The sequence below is a fragment of the Erwinia sp. L03-1 genome (genome assembly GCF_058686115.1).
Genome location: NZ_CM178762.1, coordinates 579,237 through 599,009, shown reverse-complemented (window position 1 = coordinate 599,009; position 19,773 = coordinate 579,237). Strand labels below are relative to the sequence as shown.

The 19,773-nt window shown below is 48.9% G+C and carries 14 protein-coding genes; 9 read left to right on the top strand and 5 right to left on the bottom strand.

The genetic code is table 11. From position 1 onward, the window contains the following. The first annotated feature begins 118 nt into the window (after positions 1-118). From rpsU to AC4PCC_RS02720, 6 genes are all read left to right on the top strand, one after another. On the top strand, positions 119-334 hold the full coding sequence (gene rpsU, locus AC4PCC_RS02745) for a 30S ribosomal protein S21 (RefSeq protein ID WP_001144069.1): 216 nt from the start codon (positions 119-121) through the stop codon (positions 332-334). Positions 335-467: 133 nt separating this feature from the next. Then, positions 468-2,222 (top strand): DNA primase, encoded by a 1,755-nt coding sequence (dnaG, locus tag AC4PCC_RS02740; protein WP_492126312.1) that lies wholly within the window; start codon positions 468-470, stop codon positions 2,220-2,222. Between the two features lie 306 nt (positions 2,223-2,528). After that, positions 2,529-4,373 (top strand): RNA polymerase sigma factor RpoD, encoded by a 1,845-nt coding sequence (rpoD, locus tag AC4PCC_RS02735; RefSeq protein WP_067706158.1) that lies wholly within the window; start codon positions 2,529-2,531, stop codon positions 4,371-4,373. 615 nt (positions 4,374-4,988) lie between these two features. Next, positions 4,989-6,221: a hypothetical protein gene (locus tag AC4PCC_RS02730; RefSeq protein WP_492126311.1), complete on the top strand. Its 1,233-nt coding sequence runs from the start codon at positions 4,989-4,991 to the stop codon at positions 6,219-6,221. Between the two features lie 27 nt (positions 6,222-6,248). Beyond that, positions 6,249-8,060 (top strand): phospholipase D-like domain-containing protein, encoded by a 1,812-nt coding sequence (locus tag AC4PCC_RS02725; protein WP_492126310.1) that lies wholly within the window; start codon positions 6,249-6,251, stop codon positions 8,058-8,060. Between the two features lie 514 nt (positions 8,061-8,574). Beyond that, positions 8,575-9,087 (top strand): helix-turn-helix domain-containing protein, encoded by a 513-nt coding sequence (locus AC4PCC_RS02720; RefSeq protein ID WP_492126309.1) that lies wholly within the window; start codon positions 8,575-8,577, stop codon positions 9,085-9,087. A gap of 318 nt (positions 9,088-9,405) precedes the next feature. Here AC4PCC_RS02720 and mug read toward each other — a convergent pair whose 3' ends face one another. The 4 genes from mug to AC4PCC_RS02700 all read right to left on the bottom strand — a co-directional run bounded on the left by mug (position 9,406) and on the right by AC4PCC_RS02700 (position 12,578). Further along, complete coding sequence (gene mug / locus AC4PCC_RS02715) at positions 9,406-9,933, bottom strand: G/U mismatch-specific DNA glycosylase (protein ID WP_492126308.1); 528 nt, start codon at positions 9,931-9,933, stop codon at positions 9,406-9,408. A gap of 8 nt (positions 9,934-9,941) precedes the next feature. Beyond that, complete coding sequence (locus AC4PCC_RS02710) at positions 9,942-10,898, bottom strand: beta-propeller fold lactonase family protein (RefSeq protein WP_492126307.1); 957 nt, start codon at positions 10,896-10,898, stop codon at positions 9,942-9,944. 74 nt (positions 10,899-10,972) lie between these two features. After that, positions 10,973-11,434, bottom strand: coding sequence for a heme-degrading domain-containing protein (locus AC4PCC_RS02705; protein WP_492126306.1), 462 nt, complete (start codon positions 11,432-11,434; stop codon positions 10,973-10,975). A 163-nt stretch (positions 11,435-11,597) separates the two neighbouring features. Further along, positions 11,598-12,578: a hypothetical protein gene (locus tag AC4PCC_RS02700; RefSeq protein ID WP_492126305.1), complete on the bottom strand. Its 981-nt coding sequence runs from the start codon at positions 12,576-12,578 to the stop codon at positions 11,598-11,600. An 899-nt stretch (positions 12,579-13,477) separates the two neighbouring features. Here AC4PCC_RS02700 and AC4PCC_RS02695 point away from each other — a divergent pair. Next, positions 13,478-13,867, top strand: a complete 390-nt coding sequence (locus AC4PCC_RS02695; RefSeq protein WP_492126304.1) for a tautomerase family protein — start codon at positions 13,478-13,480, stop codon at positions 13,865-13,867. 88 nt (positions 13,868-13,955) lie between these two features. On the opposite strand, the gene AC4PCC_RS02690 is transcribed toward AC4PCC_RS02695, so the two are convergent. Then, positions 13,956-15,107 carry a porin gene (locus tag AC4PCC_RS02690; RefSeq protein ID WP_492126303.1) on the bottom strand — a complete coding sequence of 384 codons (1,152 nt, stop codon included), beginning with the start codon at positions 15,105-15,107 and terminating at the stop codon, positions 13,956-13,958. 568 nt (positions 15,108-15,675) lie between these two features. Between AC4PCC_RS02690 and opgB the strand changes: the two genes are divergently transcribed. After that, a complete protein-coding gene (gene opgB / locus AC4PCC_RS02685; RefSeq protein ID WP_492126302.1) occupies positions 15,676-17,979 on the top strand; it encodes a phosphatidylglycerol--membrane-oligosaccharide glycerophosphotransferase in 2,304 nt (767 codons plus the stop codon). A 169-nt stretch (positions 17,980-18,148) separates the two neighbouring features. Beyond that, positions 18,149-19,723, top strand: coding sequence for a methyl-accepting chemotaxis protein (locus AC4PCC_RS02680; protein WP_492126301.1), 1,575 nt, complete (start codon positions 18,149-18,151; stop codon positions 19,721-19,723). The last annotated feature ends 50 nt before the right edge of the window (positions 19,724-19,773 follow it).

The following is a 19,773-nucleotide window of genomic DNA, read 5'->3' as shown; positions in this document are numbered from 1 at the left end:
TGAGTTAATGCTATGGTGCTTTACAATGCTGCCTGTGTTGGAGTAAAATTCCGCACCATTTTGAAATGAGCTGGCTTACAGCCCAGCAGCAAACCGAATTTATCGAGGTGAGAGTTACATGCCGGTAATTAAAGTACGTGAAAACGAGCCCTTCGACGTAGCACTGCGTCGCTTCAAGCGTTCATGCGAGAAAGCAGGCGTTCTGGCTGAAGTTCGTCGTCGTGAGTTTTATGAAAAACCAACGACCGAACGTAAGCGCGCTAAAGCGTCTGCCGTTAAACGCCACGCGAAGAAACTGGCTCGCGAAAACGCACGCCGCACTCGTCTGTACTAATTTTTGAGGGTTTACGCCCTCACGCCCCACAGACAAGTAAGTAGTTATGAAGGCCGTGCTTTCCGAAAGGAATGCGCGGCTTGTTCTCGTTTAAGGGCCAGAAGCAATGGAAGCTGAAAGGTGAAGGGGATTTATGGCTGGACGCATTCCACGCGTATTCATTAATGACCTGCTGGCGCGCACGGACATCGTGGATCTTATTGATGCCCGCGTAAAGCTGAAAAAGCAGGGTAAGAACTATCACGCGTGCTGTCCCTTCCATAATGAGAAAACCCCTTCTTTTACCGTAAACGGCGAGAAACAGTTTTACCACTGCTTCGGCTGTGGCGCGCACGGCAACGCCGTCGACTTTCTGATGAACTATGACCGCCTTGAGTTCGTGGAGAGCATCGAGGAGCTGGCGACGCTTTACGGACTTGAAATTCCGTATGAAAGCGGAAGTGGCCCGAGCCAGCTGGAGCGCCATCAGCGCCAGAGCCTGTATCAGTTGATGACCGGGCTGAATGAGTTCTACCGGCAGTCGCTGACCCAGAGTCACGCCGCGGGTGCGCGTGACTACCTGGCAGGCCGCGGTCTGAGCGATGAGGTGATCGGGCACTTCTCTATTGGCTTTGCGCCCGCTGGATGGGACAACGCGCTGAAGCGATTCGGTCGCAATGAGGACGACCGGCAGTCGCTTACCGACGCCGGGATGCTGGTGACTAACGATCAGGGCCGCAGCTACGATCGCTTCCGCGAACGGATCATGTTTCCCATCCATGATAAGCGAGGCCGGGTTATCGGTTTTGGTGGCCGCGTCGTTGGCGATGCGTTGCCAAAATATCTGAACTCCCCGGAGACCGATATTTTCCATAAGGGCCGACAGCTGTATGGCCTGTATGAAGCCCACAAAAATCATCCGGAACCGGCGAAGCTATTAGTGGTCGAAGGCTATATGGATGTGGTGGCCCTGGCGCAGTTCGGCATTGATTATGCCGTGGCATCGCTGGGAACGTCGACGACGCCTGAGCATATTCAGCTGCTATTCCGCTCGACCGATAATGTCATCTGCTGCTATGACGGCGACAGAGCAGGACGTGAAGCGGCCTGGCGGGCGCTGGAAACCGCCCTTCCCTACATGAATGATGGCCGTCAGCTACGCTTTATGTTTCTGCCGGACGGTGAAGATCCGGATACGCTGGTCCGTAAAGAGGGAAAAGAGGCATTTGAAGCGCGAATGGAGCAGGCAACGCCGCTCTCCGCTTTCTTATTTGACACTCTGCTCCCTCAGGTAGATTTACGATCGCCGGATGGTCGCGCCCAGCTGAGTACCCTTGCCCTGCCGCTAATTAGCCAGGTGCCGGGTGAAACCCTGCGCATTTACCTGCGTCAGGAGCTGGGAAACAAACTGGGCATTCTGGATGACAGTCAGCTGGAAAAGTTGATGCCCAGAGTGGGCGAGAAGTCGAAACTCCCACCGCAGCCTCAGCTAAAACGCACAACCATGCGTATACTGATTGGATTGCTGATTCAGAATCCGCAGCTGGCAGCAGCCGTGCCTTCCCTGGAAGGGCTGGAATCTTCTGAACTGCCGGGGTTTTCCCTTTTTGTCGAGTTAGTGAGCACTTGCGTCGCTCATCCTGGCCTGACGACGGGACAGCTACTAGAGTTATACCGTGGCACAAAATTTAGCCAGAGCCTTGAAACTCTGGCCACATGGAACCACATGATCGTGGACGATGAAGTGGAAACCATGTTTAACGATTCGCTGGCCAGCATGTATGACGCAGCGCTGGAGCGACGCTTAGAGTATTTAATTGCTCGCGAGCGCACTCACGGGCTGGATGCCAGCGAGCGGCGCGAATACTGGCTGCTCAATCAGGAATTTGCTAAAAAAACGAATTCCTGAGCGTGACGATCCTGTCACCCGACATAACATTGAGAGGCGTTATCGCCACCGTCAGTTTTTGTGCGCCCAGCGCCTGAACCACAGCGTACCCCGGTACGACCGGTTTTTGCCGCTGCGCGAACCAAAAATGGCAGGTGATAGCGCATCGAACCAAATATCCAGCGGCTTAAGTGCCGATTATCCGCCAGGTCGACCCTGGCAGCCGCCGAGATGGGCAGCGGCAATAAACCAACGCCCTCACTGTTATTGTTGGCTGCTTAGCCGACCGACACCAATCTAATTTAACAGAAGTGTGGATACCGTCTTATGGAGCAAAACCCGCAGTCACAGCTTAAGCTACTTGTCACCCGTGGTAAGGAGCAGGGCTATCTGACCTATGCCGAGGTCAATGACCATCTGCCGGAAGATATCGTCGACTCCGATCAGATCGAAGACATCATTCAGATGATCAACGACATGGGCATACAGGTTGTTGAAGAAGCACCTGATGCCGACGATCTGATGCTGAACGAAAACAGCTCCGATACCGATGAAGATGCTGCCGAGGCGGCCGCACAGGTCCTGTCCAGCGTTGAGTCAGAAATCGGCCGGACGACAGACCCGGTGCGCATGTATATGCGCGAAATGGGTACCGTTGAATTGCTGACGCGCGAAGGCGAAATCGACATCGCGAAGCGCATCGAAGACGGTATCAACCAGGTCCAGTGTTCCGTTGCTGAATACCCGGAAGCCATTACCTACCTGCTGGAACAGTATGACCGCGTCGAGGCGGGCGAAGCGCGCCTGTCGGATATGATTACCGGCTTTGTTGATCCCAACGCTGAAGCAGATATCGCGCCTACCGCCACGCACGTTGGCTCGGAACTCTCTGAAGCAGAGCGTGACGATGATGAAGACGAAGATGAAGAGTCCGATGACGACAGCGCCGACGACGACAACAGCATCGACCCGGAACTGGCGCGCGAGAAGTTTAACGATCTGCGCGTTCAGTACGAAAAAGCCCGTACGGTAATCAAGGCTAAAGGCCGCAGCCACGCCGATGCCGTTGCTGAAATTCAGAATCTGTCAGACGTTTTCAAACAGTTCCGCCTGGTGCCGAAGCAGTTCGATTTCCTGGTGAACAGCATGCGTACCATGATGGACCGCGTTCGTACGCAGGAACGTCTGATCATGAAGCTCTGTGTTGAAATCTGTAAGATGCCGAAGAAAAACTTCATCACCCTGTTTACCGGCAATGAAACCAGCGAAACCTGGTTCAAAGCGGCCCTGGCGATGAACAAACCCTGGTCAGAGAAGCTGAAAGACGTCTCTGAAGACGTGCATCGCGGCCTGCAAAAGCTGTCGCAGATTGAAGAAGAGACCGGCCTGACCATTGAGCAGGTGAAGGACATCAACCGTCGCATGTCTATCGGCGAAGCGAAAGCGCGTCGTGCGAAGAAAGAGATGGTTGAGGCTAACCTGCGTCTGGTTATCTCTATCGCCAAGAAGTACACCAACCGTGGCCTGCAGTTCCTGGATCTGATCCAGGAGGGGAATATCGGTCTGATGAAAGCCGTGGATAAGTTTGAATATCGCCGTGGTTATAAATTCTCGACCTATGCGACCTGGTGGATCCGTCAGGCTATCACCCGCTCCATCGCTGACCAGGCGCGTACCATCCGTATTCCGGTGCATATGATTGAGACGATTAACAAGCTCAACCGTATTTCTCGCCAGATGCTGCAGGAGATGGGTCGTGAGCCGACGCCGGAAGAGCTGGCCGAGCGGATGCTGATGCCGGAAGATAAAATCCGTAAGGTGCTGAAAATCGCCAAAGAGCCAATCTCCATGGAGACGCCGATTGGTGATGATGAAGACTCACATCTGGGTGACTTTATCGAGGATACCACGCTGGAGCTGCCGCTGGACTCCGCGACGTCCGAGAGCCTGCGTTCTGCCACGCACGACGTGCTGGCAGGGCTGACAGCGCGCGAGGCGAAGGTGCTGCGTATGCGTTTTGGTATTGATATGAATACCGACCACACGCTGGAAGAGGTAGGTAAACAGTTTGACGTTACGCGCGAACGTATTCGTCAGATCGAAGCCAAAGCGCTGCGCAAGCTGCGCCATCCAAGCCGCTCCGAAGTGCTACGCAGCTTCCTCGACGATTAATTTGTCATTAAGCTCGCTAAAAAGCCTCTGCCTCCCGGCAGGGGCTTTTTTTATGTCTTTGATTAGGCCGTTTGACGCTCGTTTCATGCATCATGCGCTAACAGGTTGCCGTCTAAGTAGTGAAGTTTGGATGTTGAAAATGATCGGTGAAACCCACGGTATCAATATAATGCCCTGCTTGCCTGGCGCAAGCTCTCGAAAAATTGCGCAGTCAGATAACTGAAAAGTTCACCCTTTATCAGATGTATCTATTCCACCCTATTGAGCCTTACAAAGTGCAATAACTGACGATGGAAATAGCAGCTTCATGGCAGACATTCTTCACTGCCCATCCGGCTTCGACCGCGTTGAGAGCGGCAATGATCTGGTGTTTTGCTACGCGGGTTTAATGCATAGATATCTCCTCAGGAGACAATAGTAGGTTGTCGTAAGATCTCTAAAAGTAAATGGCCGTTTACATGGATACTTACGAGATAGCCTTTATGTCACGCTTACAGCCATGGTAGCTCAAGCTAATAAATTTTAATTATTAATTATCGTGATCTTCTAATCTTTTATTTGAATAATGAGTTGGAACTAGTGTGTTAATTTAACATTATATGGAGAATTCGTAATATGGATGATAAAAAAGCGATCAATAATGTTTTTACGCTCTCATTTTCTGGAACAGCCTGTACGAGAGATGAAGGAGAAGTGTCCCGCTTAAAAAGTGACAAGAGAATTTACTCAGAAAGATCTGGTTATATTCCCGTGCGCGTATTTAGAGAGATCAACGGGGTATTAACCGAAAGTGATAATGCGGTCAGCGTTAGAGGTTCAGGAGAAAATGACTGGGCTATCCCTTGTGATAAAAGTGAGGATTTATTGGTGAGTGGTCCATTAAAAATCCCGGACTCACTAAGTAATTATGTAAAAAAATATGCATCTGGAAACCAATTTTCTGAAGCTGAACAAGCGGAAGGAAAAGACATTTCAGCACTTGCATTACATGGTGCAAATAAGGCTGTAGCCAGTGGCGCTAAGGTGGTCAATATGATCGGTCACAGTCGAGGTGCAGTTGCTGCACTTATGGCTGCATGGTTTATTTACAGTTATGGCAATAAGGATATTCAGGTGAACATTTTTGCAATAGAACCTGTCCCTGGCCCTGGTAATTGGTGGAGCACATTTACGACATTGTCTCCAAATGTTAAACATTATGCAGCGATATACGCCTGGGATGAATCAATTGAACTGTCATCTGATTATCTCTTCACGCCAGTTGTACCCTATCCAAATGAAAAAATGATGGAAAAAAAATCCTGTAAAGCTTCAAATTCATTATGGCCATTTAGTAATGAATGGAAGAATTTAGGGGACAAGGTAGTAACACCCGATCCTTTGGGTCGAAGTACTTCACCTCAGCCTATCCATTATGATTTATATGTGTGCCGGGGAAGGCATAGTACGGTATCAGGAAACATCACAACAGATAGTAAATATGACCCTTCGAAAAATTCATCAAAAGTTGCTAATGTTGGTGATTTAATTTATTTGATGGCCAGAACTTATTTATCTCACTGGGGTACCATTTTCTCAGAACCCTGCGCGGTAACTAATACAGCTAAAGAGTTACGAAGGGCGATAGTAAAATACCATGACTTATTTGATGTAATGGGAGGAGGAATCTATCGAACAAGTCGAATATCATTTAGACCTTATGTTAGACGTATTGCATCTAGTAGTGGCATTTTATTCTGGAATAAATTGTACATGGAAGATGTGGTTGGTGATCCTCCCTATGAGCAATATTACCCTGTAACCCAGGAGCGTTCTGGTTGTAGTTGGGTTAATTGGTATTTTCTATAATATATTCATTAAGTTAAGGGAATTAACATGAGCTTTATTGAAGACGTAAAGGTAAAGTTGAACGCGCTTGGTCTGTTTAATAACGAGACTACGCTTCCTAACTATATCAGATTGATAGATACCCCTCATATTTTTGGACTTCCATTTAATCAACAAATAATGGATCAATCGATTAAAAGAAAAGATGATTTTGAACGTTCAATTGAGGAAATCATTCAAAAAGCAGTTTATCGCTGTGATGTCACTTCGTTGCACAGCCCTGATCCTGAATGGGGTAAAATAATTTTACGTTCAATGGATGTCTGTTTGTCACAAAAAAAGGGGAGAACACACCCAGTACAATTCCGCTTTTTATTCGGAAACACACCTTACGACCTTCTATTCCCAGCTGATGACTTGATTGATTTCCAGGCATCATTGCTTCGTTTAGTTCGGGATCGTTCTCAAGACTGGGAAGTTGCCCCAGAAATTTATATTGGTATTTTCTCCCGTATTGGCGCTGGAATTATCAGCGCATTAACGAGTAAATTAATTTCAGATGAAATATTAGATTCTGAAGACAATACCAAAATGACCTGGAACCATGTAAAAGTAATTGCTATTGATGGATCTGAGACACTGGCAGGCGGTCACAATTTGAAAATGGATTTGTTTACTAGCTATCCTCCTGTACATGACATTTCAGCTGTCATTCATGGTCAAGCCGCATTAGGTTCTCAACTATACCTTAATGAACTTTGGCGCTGTGGGAGGGATTTACTCTCTAAAAATTTCCTGGATACACATAAATTAACCTGGAGAGATGTAACCTCATCACAGATAGCCGATCCATTAGCACAAGGCACTAAAGGTTATCATACATTGCACCAACGCTGGGATTACCTTATCAAATTACATCAAAACTTTACTGTGCATGATAATCTGACAGGTGATGTTAGTTATCGCAAAGATGCAAATGTAGATGACTTTAAAGCGCCCTTATTTGAACTTCCTCAGCCTTACAGTACTTATGCAAATATTAATGAGTATAGATTAGCTGACAGGGTGCTTTGTTTAGGTAAATACTGGACTGGTCCTAATAATGATGATGATTTTAAAATTGGAGCAGAAGTTATGAAAGAAACCCTTATTAAAGGGGCTAAAAAAATCATTAGAATGTCTCAACAGGATCTAATCAGTGCATGGAAAAATAATTGGAAAGAGCACCACGTTTGTATTTGGTTAATTGAAGCTCTGTTAGCTAATCCTGAGTTAGAAGTGCAGGTTATAGTATCACCACTTGATGCATCAGCTGGATCTTCAGGAGACCAGTACTCTTTTGGATCGGGTTCGCAAAGAACTATGGATTTATTTCGTTATTATATGACTCATGATGTTGAAACAGATGAACTGATTCCGGATCCTGATGCAAAAATAGCAAGCGCGCTTACCCGAATAAAGATAGCGCCATTATATTTCACAGATAAAGTTGATAAAAACCACCAATTAGAAGGTGTTAATTATAAATGGCCCGATGCACCTGAAAATTCGTATACGGCTACACTTAAAAGCCCCCCCCTAACTGTGCAACCACCATCAAAAGGGAATATTGGTAGTTCCGCTATGGCCCTTATCCATGCTTCAGGTTTTTTCTATCCTAAAGTTACTCCAGCGCCAGGGAACCATGCAAAAATAACGATTATAGATGATGAACTTTATCTCATAGGTTCCGATAATATGTATCCCGGCTATCTTTCTGAAATTGATTTTATGATCGAGGGGAAACAAGCTGTTGATGAGTTGCTTGAGTCATATTGGCATCCAATCTGGAAATATTCCAGCCAACATGCAGCAAAATAAATACTCCTGATAGATTAATTATCAATAACGCCTACTCCGATAAAAATTCTACTGACTATAGATTAAATGTTATTTTTATAGATTATTTTCAGGGGAGTTAACATGGCGTTCAGCGTTACTCTTCTTAAATTTAGCGGGGGCGTAGCCTCCCCCCTGCTAACATTAGTCCTTGTTAGTGCAGGAGGTACGAATATGCTGTTGTTAAATAAATTCATTTACATAAAAAACACTAATAATTTACATGTTGTCACTTCCTTTTTTAAAAACACGCATGGGATCAAATTTAATGTAAAACAAGAATCTTAGAAATAATTTTTAATAAAATATAACACTTTAGGTGTGGAAGTAAAATTTTAACTCGATAAAAATGTCACCTGTTGATATATGACTTACGAACTAAGCAAAGCTTAACCGGAGAAGATACTTCCTCCTCAAAATTTAAATTTGACGCGTGGATGCGTGAAATTTTTTCTTCTTTATCATGTCATATGATACAAAATAACAGGGAGATGTTATGTTTGAGATAAAATTAGAAAATAAATCATTTATTTGTAAATATGGATTATCCACCGATCTAACAAATAAAGAAATGGCATTACTGCTGATTTTCATTGACAATAAATCCAAATGCTTGACACATGAATCAATCACTTCCACCCTGTGGGATAAAAAGTGTAATCTTGAGGATAATTTGTTCCAATTGATTTTTAGCTTAAGGAAGAAGCTAAAAAAAATAGGTGTATTTGATTTAATATCAAATATCAGGGGGGTGGGTTATATCTTTGATAGATATAATTTATTTTCAATAATAAAAAAATCACCACGCGATATAACAATAATTTATAATAAAGACCTCGCTGAGAGCGTAGACAATACAAAAATTGGTTTTTTTTATTTGAATAAGCTTTTTGACATATTATGCCGTTTGGTTCTAATAAATAAAGCTGAGAACAACATTTATAAGAAATGTGGATCCCCTGATATTCAGCTAAAAATAATTGAACTTTGTGAAAAGCTTGGCTTTTAATCCTTTATGAAGTTTTCATAGCCAGAAGGCCGAGCCGCTGTTTTAAGCATCATGTCCATTGATATCGGTTTCCCCAGGTGGCGATGGATTTAGGGTAAGCCGTGTTAACCTGTTCGGACAACAGGGGTTTCGCATACAATTCCCGAAAAAGTATCACCCCCACTCAAAAAACATTTATGCCGGATTTGGGTCGTGAACCAACGTATTCACGGCGCGTGAGGGCAAAAGTGCTGCGCAGCTTCCCCGACGATTAATTGTCGTTAAGCCGCTAAAAAAGCCTCTGCCTCCCGGCAGGGGCTATTTTATGGCTGCATTTGCTCACAGGCCCCGTTCAGCCAGTGAACGCTCCAGCTCGCGGTAGGCGGCCGACAGCTCATCCTGTGAGGCGCGATTCAAGCCGCTGGGATTGGGCAGCACCCAGACCTCCGTCACGCCCATACGGTGCGGCTGTCGGCCCCACGCGACCTTACTGACGCCAGACGCCTGTTGCCAGGCCTGCTTACCCAGCACGGCCAGCGCGTCCGGCTGGAAGTGAGCGATTTTCTCCTGCAGCGCAAGGCCCCCGTCACGCAGCTCCAGGCGGGATAGCTCCGTGGCTTCCCGGGTGGGTCGCTCAACCAGCATGGTAATGCCACAGCGGCTCTCCAGCAGCTTATGCTCCTCCTCCGGTTTCAGCTGCACCGGAGTAAACCCAGCCTGCCAGATCGTTTTCCAGAAGCGATTTCCGCCGTGGGCAAAATGGAAGCCTTTATGCGCCGACGACTTGCCGGGATTGATACCGCAGAAGACTACCCTCAAGCCGGAAGCCAGAATATCGGTGATGTCGTGCTCCGTGATGTCGCTCATTCTCTCTCTCAGTCAGGTAAACGAAAATAGCTGAGCACTTCACACCCCTTCCCTACTGACGGAGTGGCGATCACCTTCAGGCTGGCGATATCTATCACGCTCAGCGTACCGTCATCCTCGTTAGCAATCAGCAGCATGCGGTTATCCGGGCTGAAGCAGCCATCCATCGGCTTATGCCCCACCGCGACCTGCCCCAGCGGATTAAATTTGCCATCAAACAGGCTGATTACCGGCTCCTGATCGCCAATGACCACCAGCAGCGAACCATCCTCGCTAAAGCGCACCAGCTGGCTGGCCTTCTGATGGCCGGTAAGGGTCAGCGTCTGCAATAGACGGTGGCTTTGTGCGTCCAGTACGTGCAGCAGGGGGCAATCGCCATCCGTTGCCACGATATAAGGCGATACCGGCGAAGCGGCAATACCGTTGACGGAGCCGGGCATGGCGATATTTTCAATCACCTTCCCCTGTCCCTCTGCCAGCTCAACCACGGTGATAGTCCCATCCTCTTCGTTATCGGTAAACAGCTTCTGGCCGGAAGGGAGGATCGTTAAGCGATGAGCATTGTGCGACGGTACCGCGATCCTGTTGATAATGGTATCGCTCTCAGGATCGATGACCAGAATCGCTGCGCTGTTTTCACAGCACTGATAGACATAGCCATCCTGTCCCAGGCGCGCCGTGTGCGGTGATTCCTGTGGACTAACGTCGATAAAACCCGTCAGCTCGCGTTGACGCAGATCGATTACCGCGATCTTGTGGCCCGGATGAGGATTATCGCCGTGAATACCGTCACCGAAGATCGGGACATAGGCCTTATGCTGTTTCGGCAGGATTAACAGCTCGTGTGGACGGGGCGGGAAGGCGTTAAGCTCACGCTCGACGGCAAAGGTTTCAGGGTTGAGAAACAGGACATTGCTGCCCTGCTTATCAACGGCAATCAGACCATAACGGGTGTCAGACTTCACAAATGGCTCCTTAAATGTCGGTTTTACATCATTAAAAGGTAGCGCATCAGCCGGGTCTGTCGCCTTTAAACAGGTTACAAAATTTGCTCAATACCCCACAGCGCCAGTGCGTGATCCTCATGCGCGGGCAGTCCGCTGACGGTAACGGCCCCGATAATGCCGCCGCCAACCAGGAGTAAAGGCACGCTGCCGCCGTGATCGGTGTAGCGCTGCTGATCGATAAACGTCATCTCATCCATCCGCTTACCAGCGGCCTCATTAAGCAGACCGGTATAGAGTGAGGCGCGGCCATTGCGCAGGGTGGTATTGCGCTTGCGGGCGACCCATTCCATGTTTTCTATGCTCGACCCGGATAAGGCAGCGCTGAACAGCACCTGGCCAAAGGCATACACCTCAATGGCAACCGGCATATTTTCACTGGCGGCCCGGTTGCGGATGGCCAGTCCGAGTGTCCAGGCACTACCAAAACCAAAATGATTCAGACGTACACGCTTTTCCTGCTCCTGCAGGATCTCCAGACTGGGAACGGCAGACATAATTTCTCCGGTTAGGAACAAATGATGGGTGCGATCATAATGGATATTTATTTTTCATAAAACAGGAAAATGAAACTAGCGTTTTCTTTTGCGAATGCGATCGCCTTTGGGTTCTGCAAAGGCCACCCGAAGCCAGTGGGTAAAACTGCTGGTACTGTATGTTTTACTTATAAGCTGGTAGAGGAGGCGGTAAAGGAACGCCTCTTTCGTCCCGTTGAATTAGTGCGTTTCTCACTTCAACATCCTTCGCAGCCTTCGCAGCCTCAGCGGCCTTTTGTCGCGCTTCACTCTGGCGTTTTTCCTCTTCCTCCTTAAGCCTCCTGGCCAGTCTTACCTCTTCTTTAGCGTCTCTAGCTTTACGTAGATCCGCGTCACGGGCATATGACAATATACCTTCAGCAAGTTCTTTTTTCCATTCAGGAAGTGGCTGATCGGTTGTGGTCATCAGTAGCGGGGCAGTCGTGTTTTTATCCGTAATGTTAGCTTCGTCGGCTCGCCTTAGCAGTAGTTTGTTTTTGAGTTCATCAATCAATTGCTTCTGAACGAAATTATCTGCTGGCCCAGTTGGGTTACTTTTACCCGGCACACGGGCATTGATTGAAGTGGGTGATTTCTGCGGCAACTTATCCACAGGAGGTGGCGGCGGTGGAGGCAGTGGAATGCCCTTCGCGTCAAGTTTCAGGGGAACTCGTACTCTGCTCGCCGCAGCCGCAGCCGCAGCCGCAGCCTCGGCTTCAATCGCCTTTTGTTTCGCTTGAGCCTCCAGCTCAGCAGCTACTCTTGCCTCTTCTTTGTCGTCAGCGATTTTCCTTACACTCTCTAATTGATTATATTTTATTCTTGATACATAAATCTCTCTTTGCACTTCCGTCATGTCCCGATAATTCGGACGCTTCAACTCTGGACCACCGTTTTTCTTCATTCTTTCCAGGGTGGTAGTAAGCTCAGCGTTTAAGGCAGCTGTAACGTCATTAGCCTGTTTTTCGGGATTTTTTGGTGTTTTTGACAGGTTACAAACAGAATTTTTTACCTGTATCGGACCCAACACTTCTTTACTGGTTTCCCTCCCTCTCTTTTCCCCGAAGTTTTCCGGACTCCTATTTTGTATAACTGCATTTTTTTCCAGAGCACCTGCAATATTCATTATTACCTTTCTGTAAGCATTGGGTTTTTAGTGTTAAATATGATGTATCACCCTCATTCGGATGATCGCCATAAAAATGAATCGTTAATATTACCTGCTATCTCCAGGAGATATTTTAATAAATAGGTCATTTCTTTCAAAATGCAGCATCCTTGCATATTTTATATGGCCAGCCAGGAAAATATGTCATACTTTATTAATAGCATTATTATTTCACCGTAACCATTTACAGCTCGATTTTCCAGCAAGAGCCTTCGCCCACCTTCAAAGTTTATATTTTATAATATAAATATATTTCGATAGGGGAAGTGTCCATATCAAACCCATTAATGATAACATTAATTTTGTTTCACAACCCGCTGGTAACCTCCCTCCAAATTGCCCACGCAATATTTAATGATATCGTATCTCTTAAGAAAAAACTCATCATATGATTTTCGTTGGAAATAATTTGGCTTAGCGCTTTTTATTTTCTATCTTTCATGTAAGACCTTAAGGGTAAAATTGCTGTGACATTAGTAATAAATACAAACGATTATCTATGTTTTGTGAACACCATATTTCGGTATAAATGCCCCTGTGTTTACCGGTATCCACATGAGCGTATTTTCAGTAGCAGGATGTAGAGTGCTTTAAACAAGGTACTCACTGTGCGATACCCACGCTAAAGCCCGGAATGCCACTCCTGTTGTCATGCCGGAGGCTGGCTTATGACTACTCACCTTTCAAAGAACAGTTTTGTTCATGAATAACGTTCTAAATTAGCGTTTTTATTGCTATTGTTCATCGGAGAAAATAATCTTTTTAACAATCGCGTTTTTTACCGGCCGGAACGGCCCTAAATACGGGCTTGATGACTAACCGACAATCCTACTTTTTAACGCTGCTAAGGGGAATTTATGCCTTTACTTCAATTTGATGTGATTCAGGGTCGCTCCGAATCTGAGATGAAAACGCTGCTGGATGCGGCCCACCGCGCCGTATTAACCGCCTTTCAGGTCCCCGCGCGCGATCGCTACCAGATTGTTCACGAGAACAAAGCTTACCAGATGGTTTTTGAGGATACGGGCCTTGGCCTGACGCGCACCGACAATCTGGTGATGGTCAGAGTCTTTACCAGCCCACGCAGCGACGAACAGAAGCAGTTTTTTATGAAGGAGCTGTATCGCGAATTGCAGGAGAGCTGCGGTATTGCCGGAAGCGACGTGATGATCAGCTTTATCACCAATGCCAAAGGGGACTGGAGCTTCGGCAACGGCAACGCGCAGTACGTCACCGGCGAGCTGTGATCCCGCCAGCAGCGAGGTAGCCTGAGGTTTTGGTTGTGATGGCTGGCATAAATGTCCTCCAGGGCGGGCCGGAGGACGTAAAAAGCGCTTAGAAGTCGTAGCGCAGGCGTACCAGGTTCATATCACCCAGGTTGTCGGTGCTGGAGGTGAATACGTGTTCGTAGTCAACACGGAAGCCGTAATCCAGCTGGAAGGTGACGCCAACGCCGTTGTCGATGCGTAGATAGTCGCGATCGTTAACGTACTCCAGGCGGTCGCCCATCACGTAAGGCATAAAGGTCTTCAGACCATACTGGCCCACCGGAATGGTATAACCCGCCATGTATTCAATACCCCACGCGTCACCGGCGAAGTAGTTGTTCACATCCTTTTTATGGGTGGTCAGGAAGTTCTGGTAGTAACCGCCGCCAAACGAGAAGGTCCAGCTATCCGGCTTCCAGCTGATGGAGGTGCCGTAAATATTCTGGTTATAGGATTTTGACCCGTTGTTCGCTGGGTTACGCATTTCGGCATCGGTATAGTTCCATGCCGCGCCCCAGGTCACATCTTTCGTCAGGTGATAATCCACGCCCAGCGAGCCGCCGCCCTGACGCTTATAGCGCAGGCCGTTGCCCGGCAGATACTCGTTATCGGCGAACAGATAAGAGGCATAGACATCCGCTGCGCCATAGGTATTTTTATATTTCAGCATCTTACGTGAGCGGTACGAACCATCGTAGTCGCCGTTAATACCGTTGCCAGGTGCCTGAGCGAGCATATCGTAATCCCAGACGTCGGTTTTAGAACCTACTACGTCGTAATAGACGCTGTTCTGCTGGCCGAAAGTCAGTTTACCCCAGGTTTTGCTCTGGAAACCGGTATAAAGCATACGACGGCTGGTATCGTGTGCGCCGTCGGCATGGTGGTTATCCCAGTCAAATACCGCCGGAATATTCACACCCAGTTCGTAATAGCCTACCCAGCTGATATCATCAAACAGATAGTAATCGGCCAGGAAGCGAAAACGTGTGCCGCCGTCAAAGCCGTTACGCTTGTAAGCGTTTTTACCGTCGTCACCGGTCAGGTTGTTGAACTGTGGACGGATACTGCCGCCAACGGTAAAGTTCAGACGGCTGAGTGGGTCACCCGCCTTCGGATCCTGCTTAATAAGGGTTATTTCTGCGTGTGCCGCAAAAGATGCACTGCCAACTGCCAGCCCCAGCGCAATGGCTCGGGTTAAAACGCGCATGTTTATTAACATTATGTAGCCCTGTGAAATATTACCAAACCAATCCGCCGAAGATAGTAGCGTGAGAAGTGTTACAGCTAATGGACATAAACGACCTGTCAGGCGATTTAATTAGCTTAAAATGTTAAGTAAATGTGTCAACAGAATCATTTGCACATACCTCTGAACATTTTGTGTCAAAAACGCAAGGTTTTGTCATCGCCTCCTAAGGATGTGAAGTAAATCTGATTTTTGGCATCTTCTTTGCTTTTATGTCGGTAGAATATTTCATAATATTTCTTTAACTTATCCAGACTACCCTATTTGTGGAAAGGTATTAGTTAATTGATTTTAATACTATTTTATGCGCGAAACTCTCCTTTTCTGATGCCTTAATGTTAAGCCCGCCCGCCCGACAAACCCGCTAAGTTAAACGAAGCCTAAACAATAAACCATCAGCCGGGGTATCTGACGCTTTTCCCCCCGCAGAGGGCGTATTGCCAGGGATATTTCGCTGCGCTAAATTACGCCAGGACCTGCCACTTACCCACTTTCCACAGCATCAGGCGTCGATCGCGCCAGTTAAGGATACCCACCGCCCATGAGTTCAGAAATGGTTTCACTGATACTCTTTATTGCTTCTGTCGCGCTCTATGCGTGGAAAGGCGGCAGAAACAGAATCTGGCTGTCGGTGATTGCCTTGTTGCTGGGCATCTATATCATTCTTAATGCCTCACTGGTGGCAAGTAACTACTTTACGGGTGAAGGCATTAATGATGCGGTGATCTACACCATTACCAGCAGCCTGAGCGGGGCGGGCATCAGCAAATACGTTCTGCCCGCCGTCGGGCTGATTGCGGGCCTGGCAGGCCTGTTTCTCGTTTTATTATGGGTACTACGCCTGCGAAAGGGGCATCGCCACAGCCTGCTGTACAGCCTGCTGGCCGTTATCCTGGCGCTGGCTTCAATTCAAACCACCCCGGCGTATCAGCAGGTTTCCAGCCTGATCAAGTCACAGGCGGGCAAAAGCAGCGCCGATTTTTACGCCTGGTATAAAGTTCCGCATACGCGCATCAGCGGCAGCAAACCCAATCTGGTCTACATCTATGCCGAGAGCCTGGAGCGCACCTACCTGGATGAAAAGGCGTTTCCCGGGCTGGCCCCGGAGCTGAGCCGCATAAAAAACAGCGCCGTTGATTTCAGTAACACCGCGCAGCTTCCCGGCACCGAATACACCATTGCTGGTATGGTGGCCTCGCAGTGTGGCATTCCGCTGTTTGCCCCCTTTGACGGCAACGCCTCCAGCGCGCTCTCAACCTTTTATCCGCAAAACGTCTGCCTGGGCGATATTCTCAAAGCCTCCGGCTACCAGAACTATTTCTACCAGGGTGCCAGCCTGAGCTTTGCCGGTAAGGATCTGTTCCTCTCCTCCCACGGCTTCGATCATCTTTATGGCTTTGACGAACTGAAAAGCGTGGTCAGCGATGCCCGCTACCGCAACGACTGGGGCTGGTATGACGACACGCTGATGGATGTGGTGTTCGACAAGTACCTGGCGCTGGCGAAGCAAAACCAGCCCTTTTCGCTGTTTGCTCTGACGGTGGACACGCACCATCCTGACGGCTTTATTTCCCGTAGCTGCCAGCGTAAGAGCTACCCGTGGGAGGGAAAAGCCAACAGGTCCTTCGCCGCCGTGGCCTGTAGTCAGGAACATATTGCCCGGTTAATCGCCCGCATCCAGGCGACCCCTTATTTCAAAAATACAATTATTGTGGTCAGCTCGGATCACCTGGCAATGAACAATACCGCCTTTAAATACCTCAACCAGCATCCCCGTAGCGATCTGTTCTTTATGCTGCGCGGCAGCGAGACCACCGGCAAAACCATAACGGTGAAGCGCAGCACGCTGGATAATGGTGCCACCGTGCTGGATGCGATGGGCGGTGATAACTATATAGGCCTGGGGCGCAGCAGCCTCTCGTCAACGTCCCTCTCAGCCGTTTATCTGAACGTGAAGGAAAAAATAAATCAGTGGAAACCGGACGTCATTAAGCTGTGGAATTTCCCGCGGGCTATCTCGGATTACAGAATTGATACCGATAAAAATACCTTTAGCTTCTCCGGCGTACACTTCAAGCTGCCGCTGCTGCTCTCGGTAAAAGCCGATAAAATTGAGCCAAAATTTGACGTTTACCTGGCCACGCCGCTTAAACAGCAACTTGCCGCATTCGCCCCGGATGAGAAATTTGTCTGGGTAGACCGCTGCTACAAAATGGGAGACGTCTGGGACGAGAAGCTGGAGCTGAATACCCGTCTGTGCGTGGCGGACGGCACCTTAAGTTCGCCCCCTGAGATAGCCCAAATCGCCTCCGGCTCAACGCTGGGCAAGGTCGCTTTCCGCGGCGTGGGCAACAGCAGTGACGCGCGCTATCAGCAGGCGGTGACCCGCCTGCGCATCGCTGATGATGCGCTGAAATATACCTCAGACCGCATCCTGTTTGCTCTGCCGGGGCTGCCAAAGCAGGTGCTGAAGGTCACGGGGCTCTCCTATATCGAACCCTGGGGCGGACGCTGGTCCGATGCTAACCTCATGCCCGCAGTCAGCATTGAGTATCTGACTCCCTTGCCTGCTGAGTTCACGCTGACGCTGACCGCGCGGGCTTTTGGTGCCAATGCCCGTCAGCCCTTTACCCTCCGGGTCGGCGGGGTATCGCAGCAGGTGACGCTGGGCACCCGCGACACCCGCATACAGCTGCATTTCAGTAATCCCTCCCAGGCCCGCACCCTTGAGATCCTGGCTCCTACGCCCGAAGAGACAACGGAAGGCGCGGTGGATGGTTTTGCAGCCCGCAAGCTGGGCATCGGCCTGGTCAGCCTGCAGATTGAACCCAGTCCCCAGACCTGACGACCTCCGCCAGGACGAGATTATGGTGAAGTTTTCTGATGTTATGCCGATGTAGAAGGCCTGGGCGTGAGAAGAATGATAATCCCTGCATCACTTGCTGATGATCGCGCCCTGCCGAACCCAACCTTTTGGTATTGATAACCTTTTAGTTTCGATAGGGAACAACGTCATGGCACTATTCAGCAATATGAAAGTCGGAGCTCGCCTCGGCGGAGCCTTTAGTCTTATTGTGATGCTTTTAATAATTGTGAGCGTTACTGCTACGGTAAAAATTGGCAATATTAATAAAGCGGTCGAAAGTATTGTTAACGATCGCTATATCAAAGTCCGACTGGCGTTTGACGTGCGCGATGGGGTCAACGAACAGATTAAATATCTGCGCGGTATGGTGATTGATACCACCCGGCCACAGTTCAACGTAAAACGCTTTACCCAGCTTGATAATGCCACCCGGAGAACCAACGAAGCGATCGAAGGCCTGGTTAAAATTCAGGTCACGCCGGGAGGAAAGAAAAAAATCCAGGCGGTACAGGAAGCCGCCGCCACGTTTGAACAGTCTAAAGCCGCGCTGATTACGCTAATAAAGAGTGGCAATCAGGATGCAGCGGCAGAGTATGTGCTGTTAAAAATCACCTCGGTACAGAATACCTATCTGGAACTGGCGCAAAAATTTGCCCAGTCCCAGTCGCAGCAGCTACAGGGTGAAGGCACCATTGCCCTCTCCGAAGGTTCAATGGCAATTACCATTACCCTGATTTTCTCCTGCATCGCGGTTATTGCGGCGATGATCCTCGGTTATGTCCTGACCCGTTCTATCGTGCTGCCGCTGCGTGATGCGGTAAAGGTGGCGGAAAATGTTGCAGCTGGCGATCTGCGTACGGTGTTCAAGGCCGCCTCACGCGATGAAACCGGTCAGCTGATGATGGCGCTGAAAAACATGAACGATAATCTGCTGCGCATCGTGACGGAAGTGCGCAACGGCACGGACCTGATTGCTACCGCCTCCAGCGAGATCTCCAACGGTAATATGGATCTCTCCTCCCGCACCGAGCAGCAGGCCAGCTCGCTGGAAGAGACGGCCTCGGCGATGGAGCAGATGACTTCAACCGTTAAGCAGAACGCGGACAACGCCCGCCAGGCGAATGAGCTGGCGGCTCAGGCCTCACGCGTAGCGGTGCAAAGCGGCGCAGCGGTTAATCAGGTGGTCACCACCATGGATATGATTAATGGCTCATCGCGGAAAATCGTCGATATCATCAGCGTCATTGATGGCATTGCTTTCCAGACCAATATCCTGGCGCTCAATGCGGCGGTGGAAGCGGCCCGCGCGGGCGAACAGGGTCGCGGTTTTGCCGTGGTAGCGGCAGAGGTGCGCAGCCTGGCACAGCGGTCGGCGTCGGCAGCAAAAGAGATCGCCCAGCTGATTGAGGACTCGGTTTCAAAAGTAGATGAAGGCGGCAAGCAGGTTGCCAAAGCGGGCTCAACCATGCAGGAAGTGCTGGCCAGCGTGAAAAGCGTGACGGAAATCATGGGTGAAATCTCGATTGCCAGCAATGAACAGAGCACCGGCATTGATGAGATCAATATGGCCATCACCCAAATGGATCAGGTGACCCAGCAGAACGCCTCGCTGGTGCAGGAGTCTGCTTCGGCGGCCCATTCACTACAGGAACAGGCCGTACAGCTCTCCCAGGCTATCAGTATCTTCAAACTGGCCGATACGCATTACACCGCCAGGGCGTAAACCGCAGGTGTTTTAATCGTCATAGCGGGCGGAAGCATTGGCACTTCCCC

Bases quoted from the DNA above. Each gene is read 5' to 3' on its own strand.
- rpsU (WP_001144069.1), top strand. From the start codon at position 119: ATGCCGGTAATTAAAGTACGTGAAAACGAGCCCTTCGACGTAGCACTG.
- dnaG (WP_492126312.1), top strand. From the start codon at position 468: ATGGCTGGACGCATTCCACGCGTATTCATTAATGACCTGCTGGCGCGC.
- rpoD (WP_067706158.1), top strand. From the start codon at position 2,529: ATGGAGCAAAACCCGCAGTCACAGCTTAAGCTACTTGTCACCCGTGGT.
- AC4PCC_RS02730 (WP_492126311.1), top strand. From the start codon at position 4,989: ATGGATGATAAAAAAGCGATCAATAATGTTTTTACGCTCTCATTTTCT.
- AC4PCC_RS02725 (WP_492126310.1), top strand. From the start codon at position 6,249: ATGAGCTTTATTGAAGACGTAAAGGTAAAGTTGAACGCGCTTGGTCTG.
- AC4PCC_RS02720 (WP_492126309.1), top strand. From the start codon at position 8,575: ATGTTTGAGATAAAATTAGAAAATAAATCATTTATTTGTAAATATGGA.
- mug (WP_492126308.1), bottom strand. From the start codon at position 9,933: ATGAGCGACATCACGGAGCACGACATCACCGATATTCTGGCTTCCGGC.
- AC4PCC_RS02705 (WP_492126306.1), bottom strand. From the start codon at position 11,434: ATGTCTGCCGTTCCCAGTCTGGAGATCCTGCAGGAGCAGGAAAAGCGT.
- AC4PCC_RS02700 (WP_492126305.1), bottom strand. From the start codon at position 12,578: ATGAATATTGCAGGTGCTCTGGAAAAAAATGCAGTTATACAAAATAGG.
- AC4PCC_RS02695 (WP_492126304.1), top strand. From the start codon at position 13,478: ATGCCTTTACTTCAATTTGATGTGATTCAGGGTCGCTCCGAATCTGAG.
- AC4PCC_RS02690 (WP_492126303.1), bottom strand. From the start codon at position 15,107: ATGTTAATAAACATGCGCGTTTTAACCCGAGCCATTGCGCTGGGGCTG.
- opgB (WP_492126302.1), top strand. From the start codon at position 15,676: ATGAGTTCAGAAATGGTTTCACTGATACTCTTTATTGCTTCTGTCGCG.
- AC4PCC_RS02680 (WP_492126301.1), top strand. From the start codon at position 18,149: ATGGCACTATTCAGCAATATGAAAGTCGGAGCTCGCCTCGGCGGAGCC.